Genomic DNA, 14,761 nt, shown 5'->3' on the forward strand with positions numbered 1-14,761 from the left:
ACGCGTCACCGAGGCACTTGGTTAACAAGCAAAAGCGGCGTGTGCGTGATTCTTGCGACGTTGCGGGCCACGCTTCCGAGCAGCCAGCGCGCCGCGCCACGGCGGCCATGCGTGCCCATGACCAGCAGATCGGCGCGCCACGCGTCTGCCTCGCGCACGATCGTGTGCGCAACATCGTCCCGGCACTCGCACGTGCTGAGCACTTCGAAACTGGTCTCGCCGGGCGCGTTCGCAAACACCCGTCGCGCCATTGATCTCGCTGCTCGCGCGTCTTCGTCGAATGCTTCTTCGAGCAGCGAGAACGGAAGCGGATTGGTCATGCGCATGGCCTTGTCGATCACATGAATCGCCCGAAGATGCGTTGCGGATGAAGCGAGGCCCGCGCCGAAGCGCAAGGCGGGAAGGACTTCGCTGCTACCGTCGACCGCAAAGAGAATGCGCCGCGGCTCGTGCGCCCCGGTTGCGTCGAACGACTCGGGGACGACGAGAACCGGCAGCCTCCGGTTGGCCGCCAGCGGCTCGGCCGTGCTGCCCTCGATCCAGCGGAGCAGGCCGTGATGCTGATGTGCGCCAATTACGAGCAGGTCCGCGTTCCAGTCTTCGGCTTCCTGCGCAATCGCCTGCGCGTTGTTCCGGCCGTCCGACAGTTCGAGCAACACCGTTTCCACGTGATGCCCTGCGTTGCGCAGCGCGTTCTGGGAACGGCGAAGCATCTCGCGCGCGTCCGTCACGGCACTGCCCCGCGCCTCGTGCAGAGAGTGGCGCACGAGGTCGGGCACCGGCAGCGCCGCATTGCACTGCGCAAGCACGCTCAAGATGCGGATGGACGCCCCGGCCGGGACGAACTTGCCTGCGTACGCGAGCGCATTCTCCGAAGCGGGTGAACTGTCGAGTGCGATCAGCACTCTGCGCGGGCGGGGTGCCCGTTCGGCGGTGTCTGTCATGTCGATTCCATCGGGTCATCGTGTGGCGACACCCATGTTGATACTTCGCGTGTGCACGTCGCTTGATCCAGGTCATCCGGAGGCGAGGCGCTGCGGGCGCATCATGTGCGAACACGCTGTGCGTCACCGTGAGGAAGCCCGCATGACTGAAATCGCGACCGGACCGTGGCATGAGCGGACATCCGAAGATGTCGCGCTGGCGTTCGCATCCCACGCGCACAACGGACTTTCGCGCGACGAAGCGGCACGGCGTCTGTCGCGGCACGGTCCGAACGAGACGATCCGCGAGCGGCCTCGTTCGTTGCTGTCGCTCGTCGGCGCGCAGTTTCGCGACTACATGAACATCGTGCTGCTGGTGGCCGCGTGCATCGCCGGCGCAACGGGCGATGTGCAGGAGGCGTTGGCGATCGCCGCGCTGGTGCTCGTCAATGGCGCAATCGGTCTGATGCAAACCGTTCGCGCCGAGCATGCGATGGCCGAGTTGAGGAAGCTGGGCGCATCGCGCGCGACGGTGGTCCGCGACGGCGAGCGCCTCACTGTTCCCGCGACCGAAGTCGTTCCGGGCGATCTCGCGTTCCTGGAAGCGGGCGCGAGCGTGCCTGCGGATATTCGGCTGGTCGAATCGATACAACTGCGCACGGACGAGTCGGCCCTGACGGGCGAATCGCTTGCCGTCGACAAGTCGGCTGCCCCGGTTGCCGACGAACACGCGCCGCTCGCGGAGCGCCGCGACATGGCGTATATGGGAACCAGCATCGCGTGTGGGCGCGGCAGCGGCATCGTGGTGGCGACCGGGATGGACACGGAGCTAGGAAAGATCGTCGCGTTGCTCGGACGCATCGAGCCGCCGCGCACGCCGCTACAGCAGCGGCTGGCCGCGTTCGGGCGGCAGCTGGGCATCGCCATTGCGCTCACGTGCGTGGCGATCTTTGCGATGGGCGTCGCGCGCGGCGAAGCCGTGTCGCTGATGCTGCTGACTTCGGTGAGTATCGCGGTAGCGGCGATTCCCGAGGCGCTGCCTACGGTGCTGACTGTCATGCTCGCTCTGGGCGCGCGCAATCTTGCGCGGCGACGGGCCCTCGTGCGCAATCTCGCCGCAATCGAAACCCTCGGCTCGGTCAGCCACGTCTGCACGGACAAGACCGGCACGCTGACGCTCAACGACATGCGCGTCGTCGAACTGGGGCTGCCGGACGGAAGCTCCATCGCATTCACTCAAGGCGATGCGCATTCGCTCGGTCCCGACGCGCGGTCGCTCCCACGGTCACTCCTTTACGCAGCGGCGCTTGCCTGCGGCGAGGAGGCGGGCGAGCGCGATGCCGAAACCGGCAAGTGGCTCGGCGATCCCACCGAAGTCGCGATATGGCGAGCCGCGCGCGAGGCGGGCCTGGACGCTCATGTTTTCGACGAGGCGTTACTGCAAGCGGGCGAGCGCAGCATCGAACTGCCGTTCGACTCCAATCGCATGCGCATGACCGTGGTGTACCGGACATCGTCCGGCTGGACGGCGTACATGAAGGGCGCGCCCGAAGCCGTGCTGCCTCGATGCGATGCTACGTTCGGCGCTTCGACAGGCCCGCTCGACCGGGCCACGCAGCTCGCCCTTGCTGCGCGCATGGCCGCCGACGGTCAACGGCTGATAGCCGTGTCGAAGCGCGAAGCGAACGCCGGCGCCGATATGGACCCCACCGCGGCGTGGATCGAAACCGGTCACGTGTTTCTGGGCTTCTTGGGCATGCAGGACCCGCCACGGCCGGGCGCGCCGCAGGCGGTCGACATGTGCAAGCGCGCCGGCATCGTTCCTGTGATGATGACCGGCGACCATCCGCTGACGGCCAGCGCCATCGCGCGGTCGCTCGGCATCATGTCGCAGGGGCAGTCGCTTGTCACGGGTCCGGAGCTCGACGCGCTATCGCAGGACGAACTCGTGCGCAGGATAGAAAGCGTGAGCGTGTTTGCGCGGCTGGACCCGGCGCAGAAGATCCGTATCGTCGAGGCTTTGCAGACGCGCGGGCGCTGCGTGGCCGTCACCGGCGACGGCATCAACGATGCGCCTGCATTGAGCCGCGCCGACATCGGCGTGGCGATGGGCAAGGGCGGCACGGACGTCGCGCGCGAGGCTGCGGACGTGGTCCTGCTCGACGACGATTACGGCACGCTCGTCGCGGGCATCGAGGAAGGACGGCGGATCTACGACAACGTGACGAAGTTCATCCGTTACGCCCTGACGGGCAATGCGGCGGAACTGCTGGTAATCGCAGTGGGGCCGTTTCTCGGGCTACCGATGCCTTTGCTGCCCATCCAGATCTTGTGGATCAATCTCGTGACGGACGGACTACCGGGGCTTGCGCTCGCTGCCGAACCCGCCGAACCGGACATCATGCGGCGCGCGCCTCGGCCGCCGCGCGAGAGCCTCTTTGCGGGCGGCATGTGGCAACGGATCGTCGGCGTTGCGCTGGCGATTTCGCTTCTGACACTCGGCACCGAGGCATGCGCATTGGCGGCGGGTCAGGCGCAATGGCAGACCATGGCGTTCACGGTGCTGTCGCTTTCGCAGATGGGTCTGGTGCTGGGCATCCGCTCGGCGCGCCGGTCGGTGTTCGAACTCGGGCTGTGCTCCAACCGGGCGCTCGCGGGTGCCGTATGCCTGACCGTCGCATTGCAGATAGCGACGATCTACGTGCCGTTTTTCAACGACATGCTGCACACCGCGCCGCTCGATGCGTGGCAGTTGGCCGTGTCGCTGGCGGTGTCGAGTGTCGTGCTCGCGCTCGTCGAGTTCGAAAAGTACCTCGCGCGGCACCATCTGTTCCGCAAGGGCGCGGGAAGGACGTCGCGGCATGACGCGCGTCTCTGACAGTCACGGCCGGCGTCGCGTTCGCAGATCCTGCGCGCTGCAAGCGCCAGCGCATGACGGGATGGCGCGCCGATGAAAAACAGGATGCCGTTCGATGCATCGTGGCTGCCCGCCATCGCGATCCTCGCGCTCGGCGTCATGCTTGTTCGTCCGTTCGTGCAGCCCGTTCTATGGGCGCTGATCGTCGCCTATGCCACATGGCCGATACACCGCTGCGTCCTCCGGTTGCTGCGCGGCCGGGCAGCCCTGAGCGCATTGACGGCGACCCTGCTGCTGGCGCTGGCGGCCGCAGGCATTGCGTTGGCCGTCGCGGTGCCTCTGACGCACGAGACGCTCGAACTGGGCCTTCGGTTGTCCTCGTGGAGCGGGCGCGAGCCCGAGCGCGTCGCGTCGTTGGCCGCCGGGGTGCCTGTCATCGGCGAAGATCTGGCCGCGTTGATTCGCGAGTTGCCAGCACGCAGGGACGAGGTTCTTCCGTTCGGCGGCGACTGGATGCGCAATCTTCCGGCTATGGGCCGACTGGTCGGCCGCAATGCGTTCCAGTTCTTCTTTACCTTGCTCGCGTTGTACTTCGTCTATCGATACGGCGCAGAGCTGTCGGTCCGTGCCCGCGATGTCGCTCGCCGGAGTATGGGCGGCAGACTGGACGAATACCTCGCATCGCTCGAAACCGTCGCGCGCGCCGTGCTGATAGCCGTGCCCGCGACGGCCACGGGACAGGCGGTGCTGGCCGGCGCCGGCTATTGGGCGGCGGGCGTCGATGAGCCCGTTTTGCTGACCCTGTTGACCGCGCTCGCCGCACTGGTGCCGTTCGGTGCGCTTCTGGTCTGGTTGCCGACGGGTGTGGTCCTTCTCATCGAGGGCAGGATATGGGCGGGGGCTGGCCTGCTCTTGTGGGGCGCGCTCGTGGTCAGCTCCATCGACAACGTGATTCGAATGCTCGTCATCGGCAATGCCGTGCGGATGCCGTTTGCGTTGGCATTGGCGGCAATCGTGTGCGGCGCAGCGGCCTTCGGGCCGATCGGCCTTTTCATCGGGCCTCTGGTGGCGGAAATGCTGCGCTTGCTGATTCGTGAGCACGCGATGGCCTCGCCGCGCTTTGGCCTTCGCCGATGTGCTCGGCCATCTCCAGCGGCGCATCGACGGGCGCCGTCCGCCGCACGCCCGATGCTGCGGCGCCGGTCGAAGGCAGGCAAGCCATGAGCGACGAAGCCATGCATCGCGTCAGCCCTAAACCGCGTGTGACGCAACTCACGGTCGTCTCGGTCACCGCGCTGCTGCTCACGGCCGGAGGGATGTTGCATATCGCTGGCCGCGTCGAGCTTGCGCGCTTGCTTTGGCTCGCGTGCACGCTGCCGGCGCTTGTCGTGCTGTCGGTATCCATCGTGCGTGCGCTGCGTCGCCGCGAGCCGGGCGTCGATATCCTCGCGCTGCTCTCGATATGCGTGGCGGCTGCCGTCGGCGAGTCGCTGACTGCGGCCATCGTCTCGCTGATGGTCGCAAGCGGCGGCGCGCTCGAAGGCTTCGCGCAGAACCGCGCGCGCAAGGCCTTGTCTGCGCTCCTGAGCCGCGCGCCGCAGCAGGCGCATCGCTTCGAAGACGGCGAGTGGCGGCGTATCGAGCCCGAGGCGGCGTGCCCCGGCGACCGGCTGCTCGTGCGGGCGGGCGAAAGCGTCCCGGTGGACGGCACGCTGCTCGGCGAAGCCGCGCTCGACGAATCCGCCGTGACGGGCGAGTCGGCGGTCATGGCGCGCAGCGCGGGGCACGCGGTCAGGAGCGGCGTCATCAACGCCGGCGCGCCGTTCGAGATGATCGCCACGGCTGCGGCACGCGACAGCACGTTCGCGGGCATCGTCCGCATGGTGGAGACGGCGCAGCGGTCGCGAAGCCGCGCCGTGCGGCTCGCGGACCGCTATGCGCTGCTGTTCGTCCCGTTCACGATGATCCTGGCAGGCGGCGTCTGGTTCGCCACGAGAGACGTCGTTCGCGCGCTGGCCGTGCTGGTCGTCGCCACGCCTTGTCCGCTGATACTCGCCGTGCCGGTGGCGATCGTCTCGGGCATCTCCGCCTGCGCGAAACGCGGCGTGCTGATCAAGGACGGCGGCGCGCTGGAACGCCTCGCGAGCACACAGGTGCTCTTCTTCGACAAGACCGGAACGCTGACGAGCGGGCAGGCGAAGCTCGTGCGCATCGAGTGCAGCGAAGGTTTCGCGTCCGACTCCGTGCTGCACATGGCCGCGTCGCTTGCGCAGGCTTCGCCTCATGTCGTGGCGGAGTCGGTGACGCTTGCCGCCCGCAAGCGGGGCATGCGCCTCGCCGCGCCGACGGAAGTGGTCGAGTCGGCCGGGGCGGGCGTGAGCGGCACGGTCGACGGAAAACGCGTGGTCATAGGCTCGTTCGGCCATGCGGCGGCCGGCGCGCCCGCGGCGCCGTGGAGCGCGGCCTTTTTGCGCCGTCTCGGACGCGAAGGCGGTTCGTCGCTCTTCGTCGATATCGACGGCGTCATGGCCGGCGCGTTGTGGCTCGCGGACGATGTCCGCCTCGATACGCCGAGAGCATTGCGCTTGCTTCGGCAGGCCGGCATCGCGCGGCTCGGCATGCTGACGGGCGACCGGCGCGATGTCGCCGAAGCCATCGGCGCGAGCCTCGGCGTGACGGAGGTCTACGCGGAACAGACGCCGGCGGACAAGCTCGCGGACATTCAGGCAGCGCAGAAGGGCGCGGTCGTGGCGATGGTCGGCGACGGCATCAACGATGCCCCCGCGCTTGCCGCAGCGGACGTCGGCATTGCGATGGGCGCGCGCGGCGTGGCGGCATCGGCGGAGGCGGCCGACGTCGTGCTGCTTGCCGACCGGCTCGATCGCCTCGTGGATGCGTTGCGCATCGCGCGGTCGTCGCGCCGCATTGCCGTGCAGTGCGTGATGAGCGGCATGGGCCTGTCGGTCGCGGCGATGATCGTGGCGGCGCTCGGCCTGCTGAGGCCGCTGGAAGGCGCGGTGCTGCAGGAACTGATCGACGTCGCCGTCATAGGCAATGCGCTGCGGGCATTGCGAACGGCAACGCGGGCACGCGGCATGAAGGCGCTGCCGCCAGGCGAATCGGGCCGCTTGCGCGCGGCTCACTCGGAAATCGAACCGTTGCTCGACGAACTCAGACGCATAGCCTACCAATTGCCCGAGTTGCCCGGCGCCTCGATAAAGGCGGAACTGGAGAGGATCAACGAGCGCCTGACGCGCGAGCTTCTGCCTCACGAAGAGCGGGACGACCTGCACCTCTATCCGTATCTGGCGAAGCGCCTCGCCGGCGACGATCCGATGGCCGCACTGAGCGGCAGTCATCGCGAGATTTTTCGCCTTGTTTTCCAGTTGCGGCGACTCGCGGCCGATCTCCCGGCTGAAGACAATGACGCGCCGGCGAGGAAGGAGATACAGCGCCTCCTTTTCGCGCTCGATGAAATCGTGCGGGTTCATTGTGCGCAGGAGGACGAACTCTTCGACAGCCTCGAGGAGGACGCTTGATGCGCTGCCGCCCGCGTGCGGAACGACGACTTCATGGGCGAATGCGATGAGCAAGATCCTCGGAATAGCGGCCATCGCGCTGGCGACGGTGTTCGTCGTCGCATTGGCGGCGCTCGGCTATGTGATATGGAAAAACGCGGATTGATTTGGCGGTGAGGCGGCGAGGCGGCGTGGCAGCCGCTCTTGCGCGCAGTGCAGTGTGTTGCACCGACACCGCATATGGCCGTCCACTGAGGCAGATCAATAACACCGCGCTACATTGCGGTATGGTTATTTCGCGTGACGACGATTACAGATGGAGCGCGAGATGAGATTCCGCATGCTGTATGCGGCGTTGCTGCTGACTGTGGCCGCTTGTTCGTCCGACGCGCGCTGGAATCGTTTCAGGGAGACCGAGCCGCGACTCGCAGAAGCAAGAGAGCTGGCGTCGGTCGAATGCACGGGTCGCGAAGAATGCACGGCGCGCTGGGAGCGCACGCGGCAGTATGTGGCGCGTTATTCGGCCACGCGCATCCGTCGCGCGGACGCGGCCAGCATCGAGACAGGGCGTCCGCTCGAAGCAGGCGTCGTTTATCTTTGGGCCACGCGCACGCCGGCGGCCGGCAATGGCTTCGACGGCGACCGGGCGCGCATCAGCCTGAGGGGCATGTGCCGCGGCATGTACGGCATGGACGGCGGCCCGGGCTGGCTGTATTCGAGCTGCGCGAGCCAGATTCGCAGCATCGAGATGAACTTCAGAGCTTATGTCGTCGAACCGGGTTCGCGCTTGCCCGACGACGCAGCATGACAGCGCGCTGCTTGATGTGAGTCAACCGCGTCCGGCGCGAATCCAGGACGATGGTCTAATCGCCACGATCTGAACCATCAGAAAGGGTGTTCACCGGCGCGCCGGCACTTGCAGAGAGAGGGGAGAACAAAGCCATGGGCCTCGGATTGCAGATTGCGTATCTCGGATTCGCGGGGTCCAACGACGCGGAACGCGAGGCGGGCGTGGAACTCGTGCGGCTGGAACGGCTCGCGAAGGACATCGCCAATTGCCATCTGACGGTCGAGGCTTACCGCGATCCATCCGGACAGCGCGTTTTCGATGCGCGCCTCGATCTCATCACGCGCGAGTTCGACCTCCTGCCCGTCGCAAGCAGTACCGACGCGGACCTGAGCATCGCGATTCACCACGCGTTCGACAATGCCGTGGGCCTGCTGAAGCAACGGTTCATGTCGTCGCCGGCGCGTTGAGGACGGGTGGCGTTTCTACGTTGCGCTGAAGCCCAAGCCGGCCGATCGCGCACAGTCCTCTTCGTCGGAGAAGAGTTCGTGCTCGGGGACCGTCGTCTCGCAGTCGATGCACTGGATATGCCAATGTCCGGATAGCTTCGCGGGCGTTGCTCTGCTGCCGCGCGATGCGAGATAGTCGGCGTGGCCTTGCTGCATCGGCTCCGGTACGCTGGTCGCTTTGGGCAGGGCAGCGAGCACCAGTCCGTGCAGCAAGACGAGCGGCACGAAGGTGCCCGAATCGCGCAGCAGCGTGCCTTCGGGCGCGGATTCCCACGTTCCCCATGCCGGCAACTCGACGCGTTCGTGCGCTTCGCGCGACCAGCGGCCGCGTTCGCGGTCGATCCACAGCACTGCAAACGCCGATTGCGCGGCGTGATCGAAACCATCGAGCTTGATCGTGATACGCATGTCGCTCTCCATGGAGGACGTCTAGTGGCGCAACACCCATTGCACGAGCGTATGCGCGTCTTCCGCCGAAATCGACCCGCCGCGCTCGGGCGGCGAAGGCATCGCCATGTCGCCCCAGTGTGCGCGCCCGCCCACGCGCAACTTGTGTTCGAGCATCGCCTGCGCTTTCGGATCGTCGCGATAGCGCTCGGCGATCTGCTGGAACGAGGGCGCGAGGAAAGGCGAATCGTTGGTATGACAGAACATGCAGTGGTGCTGATCGACGAGCGCGTTGACTTCCGTCTGCGCCAGCGCGGGCGCGGCGCTCAAGAGCACGCCCGCGACGATGCCGATGAGGAGCGCATGACGGGCGCGGACGGCTCGGTCGGCGCGCGGGTCGGCGCGAGGTTCGGCGCGAGGTTCGGCGCAGTAAGTGAGCATGGCGGCGCAAGGGTTCCGGGTGAAGACACATGACGATGATGCGGCCGCACGGCACGAGCCTCTTGATCTGCATCAAGCGGCATGGCCACGGGCAAGCGAACAATCATAGGTATGTCGCGATCGAAGGGCGGCGAGCCGGCGCCGCTTGACTCATCCCGTGCGAGGCACATCACCATGAACATCACGTTTTCGCAGAGCGCGCCCATCTATGCAGGCGATGAACCCGCTCTCACCTTCTATGCCTATGTCGACGGCGCGCGTATCCCCTGCACCATCTCGGCAGAGGCGCTGGAAGATCATTTCGGCGCGGCTTCGTCGCGGGAAGAAGACTTGCGGCACGCGTTCGAACTGGGCCGCGTCGCGATAGAAGGCGCCGCCGAGCAATTGCTGACCAGCGTGGGACGAATGCCGGTCATGCTGCGCAGCGGCTATTTTCGTTTCGACGACGGCGGCGCGGCGCGGGTACAGCGGCATCGAGCACGGCGACTGCCGGACGATGCACCCGCCGCCCACACAGGAAGCGTCTATCAACGAAGCGATACGCACGGAGCCGAATGATGCGTGCAATGCTCTACGACGGCGCCGCCCCGCAACTGCGCGCCGCCGACATCGACGATCCTGTCGCCGGTCCGGGGCAACTGCTCGTGGATGTCGTCGCGTGCGGCGTGTGCCGGACGGACTTGCATGTCGTGGACGGCGAACTGGCGCATCCGAAACGGCCGGTCGTTCCGGGGCACGAAGTCGTCGGCCGCGTTGCCGCGATCGGCGCGGGCGTGGACGGCTTCGTCGTGGGCGACCGCGTGGGCGTGCCGTGGCTCGGCCACACGTGCGGCCACTGCGCCTATTGCGCGACGCGCCGCGAGAATCTGTGCGACAGCCCCGGCTTCACCGGCTATACGCTGGATGGGGGCTACGCGGAGCGAATGGTCGCGGATAGCCGGTTCTGCCTGCATCTGCCGTCGCGCTACGGCGACGTCGAAGCCGCGCCGCTCCTGTGCGCGGGACTCATCGGCTACCGGACGCTCAAGATGGCGGGCGATGCGAGGCGCATCGGCATCTACGGCTTCGGCGCGGCGGCGCATATCGTCGCGCAGATCGCCCGGCACGAGGGCCGCACCGTCTATGCGTTCACGCGCGCGCAAGACAGCGCCGCTCAAGCCCTTGCGCTGCAACTGGGCGCGGCGTGGGCCGGAAGCAGCGACGAGCGGCCGCCCGAAGAACTCGACGCCGCGCTCGTCTTCGCGCCATCCGGCGCGCTCGTGCCTGCGGCGCTCGCGGCGCTGGCGAAGGGCGGCGTCGTCGTGTGCGGCGGCATCCATATGAGCGACATTCCCGCGTTCCCGTATGCGCTGTTGTGGGGCGAGCGGCGCATCGTGTCGGTGGCGAACCTGACGCGCGCCGATGGTCAGGAATTCATGCAGCGCGCGGCGTCCATCCCGCTCCATCTGCAAACGACCGTCTATCCGCTCGCCGACGCGAACCGCGCGCTTTCCGATCTTCGCGAAGGACGCATGGTCGGCGCCGCGGTGCTGCGCATCGCGGCGTGAGTGCATTCGTTCACACGCTTTCCAGCTCCGCCTGATCGAGAATGCGCACGTCCTTGCCGCGCGCATCGACCACGCCGGCTTTCTGGAGCTTCGAGAACATGCGGCTCACGGTTTCCAGCTTGAGCCCGAGATAACTGCCGATCTCTTCGCGCGTCATGCGCAACACGAACTGCGCCGGCGAATAACCGCGCGCCTTCATGCGCGTCGAGATGTTCAGCAGAAAAGCGGCGACGCGCTGTTCGGCCGTCATCGTGCCGAGCAACATCATCAGGCTCGATTCGCGCACGATCTCGCTGCTCATCAGCCGGTGCACGTGATGCTGGATCGCCTTAACTTCGCGGCAAAGCACCTCGAGCAGATCGAACGGAATGATGCACACGACGCTGTCTTCGAGCGCGATCGCATCGCAGTTGTGGTGGTCCGAGCTGACGCCGTCGAGCCCGAGCGCGTCGCCAGCGAGGTAGAAGCCCGTGAGCTGCTCTTGTCCTTCGCGGTGCAGCACCACGGTCTTGAAGCAGCCGCTGCGCACCGCATAGAGGCTCTGGAACGCGTCGCCGCAACGGTAGAGGGTCTCGCCGCGCCGCACGGTGCGCGTCGAGCAGATGATGGCATCGAGCCGCGCGGATTCATCCGGCGTGAGCCCGCTCGGCATGCAGACGCGCTGCATCGAGCAGGTCGAACAGCGTACGGACTTGTGCTTGATGTCGCAGTCGGCGCGATCGGCGCTATTGGCGGAACGGGTGGAATCGGTTGAATGGGCGATCTGAAACACGCGGCGCGATGCCGGTGCCGATGCGGGTGACGTAGCCGTTCTGCCATCGCTTACCGGAAACATGATGCCTCCTGTCGAACTCGATTCGCGCACGCGTGCCAGCTTCGATCGCAAGGCCCGACAGCCTCGATGCGCAACGGTTGGTTGATGCATCGAATTATTTACCGCGCCATCTCAAAAATATATCGGCGCGCGTGGAAAGTTCGGTAGGCGTTTCCGAAGCGGTGTAGGGAAATCCTGACAAGCCTGCGCTCAAACGTCGCGGCCGGCGTCGCTATGGCCGCTGTTGTCGCTGCCGTCGCTGTCGTCGGTATCGTCGTCCAGGAGCTTGTGCCGCACGGCATAACGCACGAGTGCGGCCTCGTGCGGCAGGTGCATCTTTTCGAGGATGCGCGCTTTATACGTGCTGACCGTCTTCGCGCTCACGTACAGCGCGTCGCCGATCTCGTTGATGGATTCGCCCGCGCACAGCCGCCGGAACACGTCGAACTCGCGGTCGGACAGGCGCTGATGCGGAAGCGCGTCGGCGGGTTCGGCGAGGCTTTGCGCCATGCGCTCGGCCATGGCGAGGCTGACATATGCGCCGCCCGCCGCGACCTTCGCGAGCGCCGCAACCAGTTCCGCGCTCGCGCTTTCCTTGGTCAGATAGCCCGACGCCCCGGCCTTGAACGCACGCGCCGCGTATTGCTGTTCGGCGTGCATCGTGAGGACGAGAATGCGCAGCGCGGGGCGTTCTTCCTTGATCTGCTTCAACAGGTCCAGCCCGTGACGGCCGGGCATCGACAGGTCGAGCACGAGCACGTTGGCGTCGGTCGCGCGCGCAAGCTGGAGCGTGCTCGCGCCATCGCTCGCCTCGCCCGCGACTTCGAATCCGTGCGCGTTGTCGAGGATATGGCGCAGGCCTTCCCGCACCATCGCATGGTCGTCCGCAATCAGCACCTTGATCGTCATGGTTGCGATTCCTGTTCGCTCACGGCAGCAAGCGGCAGCCGGACGGTCAGCGCGAAGCCGTCGTCCGGGTTCGATTCGATCAGTACCGTGCCGCCCAGCGCGTTCGCGCGCTCGCGCACGCCGAGCAGGCCGAACGACTTGCCGTTCGCGCCGGGCAACGCGGGCGCGCCGACGCCGTCGTCCTCGACACGCAGCACGCAATGGGCGTCGTGCGCGCCGAGCGTGAGCTTCACGCGGCTTGCGCGCGCATGCAGCGCGACGTTGTCGAGCGCCTCCTCAATGATACGGAAAACGGCGGTCGCTGCGTTCGTATTGAAGGCGATCTCGCCCGTGCCGAACTCGCATTCCACGTCGATGCCCTGCCGTTGCGTGAAGTCGTCGACGAGCCAGTCGATGGCGGCGGCGAGTCCCAGATCGTCGAGCATGACGGGCCGCTGATGAGCGGCGATGCGCCGCAACGAAGCGATGTTGCCGTCGATCGCCCGGCGCATGCGCGCGAGCTGGCCGGCCACGTCGTCGCGCGGCGCGGCGCTGGCGTTGAGCCGCGCTTCGAGCGCGGCGACGTCCATCTTCAGCGCGCTCAGTGTTTGTCCGACATCGTCGTGCAATTCGCGCGCAATGCGCGTCCTTTCCTTTTCGCGCTCGTGCTGAAGATTGGCCGACAGCGCGCGCAGTTCCTCGCGCGAACGTTGCAGTTCCGCCTCGGCCTCAACGCGCTGGGTCACGTCGCGCAGAATGACCGTGAAGAGCTTGCCGTCGATATCGTCGATCTGGGAGATGGATGCCTCGACGGGAAACTCCTCGCCGTCCGCCCGCAGGCCGTACAGCACGCGCTGCGCGCCCATCTGACGGTCGGACACGCCCGTCTGTCCGAAACGCCGGACCTGTTCCTCGTGGGCCGTGCGGTATCGCTCGGGGATGAAGCGCGACAGCGACGCGCCGATGGCCTCGCTCGCCGGGCAGCGGAACACGCGCTCGGCCATTGGATTGAAGAGCACGATGCGCTGCTGCGCATCGACGGTGATGATGGCTTCGGTCGTCGCGCGAATGATGCCGTCGAGCCGCGCCTGGGGCAGTGTGGCCGACGCGGGCGCGACGCCGTGCATGCGGCGTCGCATGAGGAAGACGAGGTAGACGAGGCAGGCGAGCAGCACGGCGCTCGCCAGTCCGCTCGCGATGAGCAATACCGCGACGCGCGGCGTAAGCGCGGAAGCGTTCAGCGTGCTTCGAACGAGGGCCCACCATGCCGCAAAGAGTATCGCGCCGGCGAGCACGGCGGTCGCGAACCCGGCGCGCGGCGCGACGACCCGGCCTGCCGAAGCGGCCGATGCCGTGACGGAATCCGGGCCATCGTTGTTGGTCATATCGGCCTGATGCGAAAGTCCGCGCGGTCGCGCTATTTCAGCCTGACCGGGCGGTTCCAGTAAGCGCGTGGTGAATGCATTATCGCCGATCCCTTGCCGACGCACGCGCAGGCTTTCGCCGTCTCAATCGCTGGCGGCGGCCGCCTCGCGTCTCGCGAGTTCCTCGGCATCGCGCCCGGGCACGAGCATCACGGGCCAGCGCGAGAGCCGAACGAAGCGTTCCGCCACGCTGCCGAGCACGAGGCGCCGCCAGCCGCGACGGCCGTGCGTGCCCATCACCACGAGATCGGCGCCGAAATCTTCCGCGCAGTGACAGATGCGCTGGGCGATGTCGTCGCCCGTCAACTGCACTTCGCCGATGAACGGCGTCCCCTTTACGCCTTCGCGGTCCATGCGCTTCGCGGCCTCGGACGTCAGGCGCCGGCCTTCTTCCATCATGGCCTCGCGCATGTCGGGATAAAACATGGCGGCCGCGTCATAGGCGACCGGCTGCAAGTCCACGACGAATAGCGGCCGCAGTTCGGCGTGATTGTCCCGCGCGATCTTCAAGGCTTCGTCGAACGCGTGCGCGGACGTGGGACTGCCGTCGATGGGTGCAAGAATGCGGGTGTACATGGCGGCCTCGTGGCGTCGAAATGACGATTCGTTCCTTGCGCCGACTCTACCGGTCGCGGCTCACCGGCCCTTGATGCAGATCAAGCCGGC

General features: G+C 66.8%; 14 protein-coding genes. 7 read left to right on the forward strand and 7 right to left on the reverse strand.

All coding sequences use genetic code 11. The features are described 5' to 3' along the window. Positions 1-5: 5 nt before the first annotated feature. Positions 6-944: a universal stress protein gene (locus tag NCR35_RS22210; RefSeq protein WP_250536105.1), complete on the reverse strand. Its 939-nt coding sequence runs from the start codon at positions 942-944 to the stop codon at positions 6-8. 142 nt (positions 945-1,086) lie between these two features. On the opposite strand from NCR35_RS22210, the gene NCR35_RS22215 reads away from it, so the two are divergent. The 5 genes from NCR35_RS22215 (at position 1,087) to NCR35_RS22235 (ending at position 8,555) form a co-directional block, all read left to right on the forward strand. Continuing rightward, the gene (locus NCR35_RS22215) at positions 1,087-3,801 is read left to right on the forward strand and encodes a cation-translocating P-type ATPase (protein WP_250536106.1); all 2,715 of its coding nucleotides are present in this window, start codon (positions 1,087-1,089) and stop codon (positions 3,799-3,801) included. A 72-nt stretch (positions 3,802-3,873) separates the two neighbouring features. Beyond that, positions 3,874-5,004: an AI-2E family transporter gene (locus tag NCR35_RS22220; protein ID WP_250536107.1), complete on the forward strand. Its 1,131-nt coding sequence runs from the start codon at positions 3,874-3,876 to the stop codon at positions 5,002-5,004. Continuing rightward, a complete protein-coding gene (locus NCR35_RS22225; RefSeq protein ID WP_250536108.1) occupies positions 5,001-7,319 on the forward strand; it encodes a heavy metal translocating P-type ATPase in 2,319 nt (772 codons plus the stop codon). The genes NCR35_RS22220 and NCR35_RS22225 overlap by 4 nt, the downstream gene beginning before the upstream one ends. Positions 7,320-7,626: 307 nt before the next feature. Beyond that, positions 7,627-8,106: a hypothetical protein gene (locus tag NCR35_RS22230; RefSeq protein WP_250536109.1), complete on the forward strand. Its 480-nt coding sequence runs from the start codon at positions 7,627-7,629 to the stop codon at positions 8,104-8,106. 134 nt (positions 8,107-8,240) lie between these two features. Then, on the forward strand, positions 8,241-8,555 hold the full coding sequence (locus NCR35_RS22235) for a hypothetical protein (protein ID WP_250536110.1): 315 nt from the start codon (positions 8,241-8,243) through the stop codon (positions 8,553-8,555). A gap of 15 nt (positions 8,556-8,570) precedes the next feature. Here the strand turns inward: NCR35_RS22235 and NCR35_RS22240 are convergent, their stop codons facing one another. Together NCR35_RS22240 and NCR35_RS22245 are read right to left on the reverse strand one after the other, a co-directional pair. Next, positions 8,571-9,002, reverse strand: coding sequence for a DUF3564 family protein (locus NCR35_RS22240; protein ID WP_250536111.1), 432 nt, complete (start codon positions 9,000-9,002; stop codon positions 8,571-8,573). Between the two features lie 21 nt (positions 9,003-9,023). Then, positions 9,024-9,422 carry a c-type cytochrome gene (locus NCR35_RS22245; protein ID WP_350029222.1) on the reverse strand — a complete coding sequence of 133 codons (399 nt, stop codon included), beginning with the start codon at positions 9,420-9,422 and terminating at the stop codon, positions 9,024-9,026. Positions 9,423-9,503: 81 nt separating this feature from the next. Here NCR35_RS22245 and NCR35_RS30100 point away from each other — a divergent pair, with 81 nt between their 5' ends. Both NCR35_RS30100 and NCR35_RS22255 read left to right on the forward strand, forming a co-directional pair. Then, positions 9,504-9,980: a DUF1488 family protein gene (locus NCR35_RS30100; RefSeq protein ID WP_502801713.1), complete on the forward strand. Its 477-nt coding sequence runs from the start codon at positions 9,504-9,506 to the stop codon at positions 9,978-9,980. Next, the gene (locus NCR35_RS22255; RefSeq protein ID WP_250536167.1) at positions 9,980-10,969 is read left to right on the forward strand and encodes a zinc-dependent alcohol dehydrogenase family protein; all 990 of its coding nucleotides are present in this window, start codon (positions 9,980-9,982) and stop codon (positions 10,967-10,969) included. The genes NCR35_RS30100 and NCR35_RS22255 overlap by 1 nt, the downstream gene beginning before the upstream one ends. A 10-nt stretch (positions 10,970-10,979) precedes the next feature. On the opposite strand, the gene fnr is transcribed toward NCR35_RS22255, so the two are convergent. The 4 genes from fnr to NCR35_RS22275 form a co-directional block, all read right to left on the reverse strand. Next, the gene (gene fnr, locus NCR35_RS22260) at positions 10,980-11,804 is read right to left on the reverse strand and encodes a fumarate/nitrate reduction transcriptional regulator Fnr (RefSeq protein WP_250536112.1); all 825 of its coding nucleotides are present in this window, start codon (positions 11,802-11,804) and stop codon (positions 10,980-10,982) included. Between the two features lie 189 nt (positions 11,805-11,993). Further along, a complete protein-coding gene (locus NCR35_RS22265; RefSeq protein ID WP_250536113.1) occupies positions 11,994-12,692 on the reverse strand; it encodes a response regulator in 699 nt (232 codons plus the stop codon). After that, positions 12,689-14,056 carry a PAS domain-containing sensor histidine kinase gene (locus NCR35_RS22270; RefSeq protein WP_250536114.1) on the reverse strand — a complete coding sequence of 456 codons (1,368 nt, stop codon included), beginning with the start codon at positions 14,054-14,056 and terminating at the stop codon, positions 12,689-12,691. The genes NCR35_RS22265 and NCR35_RS22270 overlap by 4 nt, the downstream gene beginning before the upstream one ends. A 123-nt stretch (positions 14,057-14,179) precedes the next feature. Next, the gene (locus NCR35_RS22275; protein ID WP_250536115.1) at positions 14,180-14,671 is read right to left on the reverse strand and encodes a universal stress protein; all 492 of its coding nucleotides are present in this window, start codon (positions 14,669-14,671) and stop codon (positions 14,180-14,182) included. Positions 14,672-14,761: the final 90 nt, after the last annotated feature.

The organism is Caballeronia sp. AZ10_KS36, assembly GCF_023631105.1.
In the GTDB taxonomy this organism is placed as follows: Bacteria; Pseudomonadota; Gammaproteobacteria; order Burkholderiales; family Burkholderiaceae; genus Caballeronia.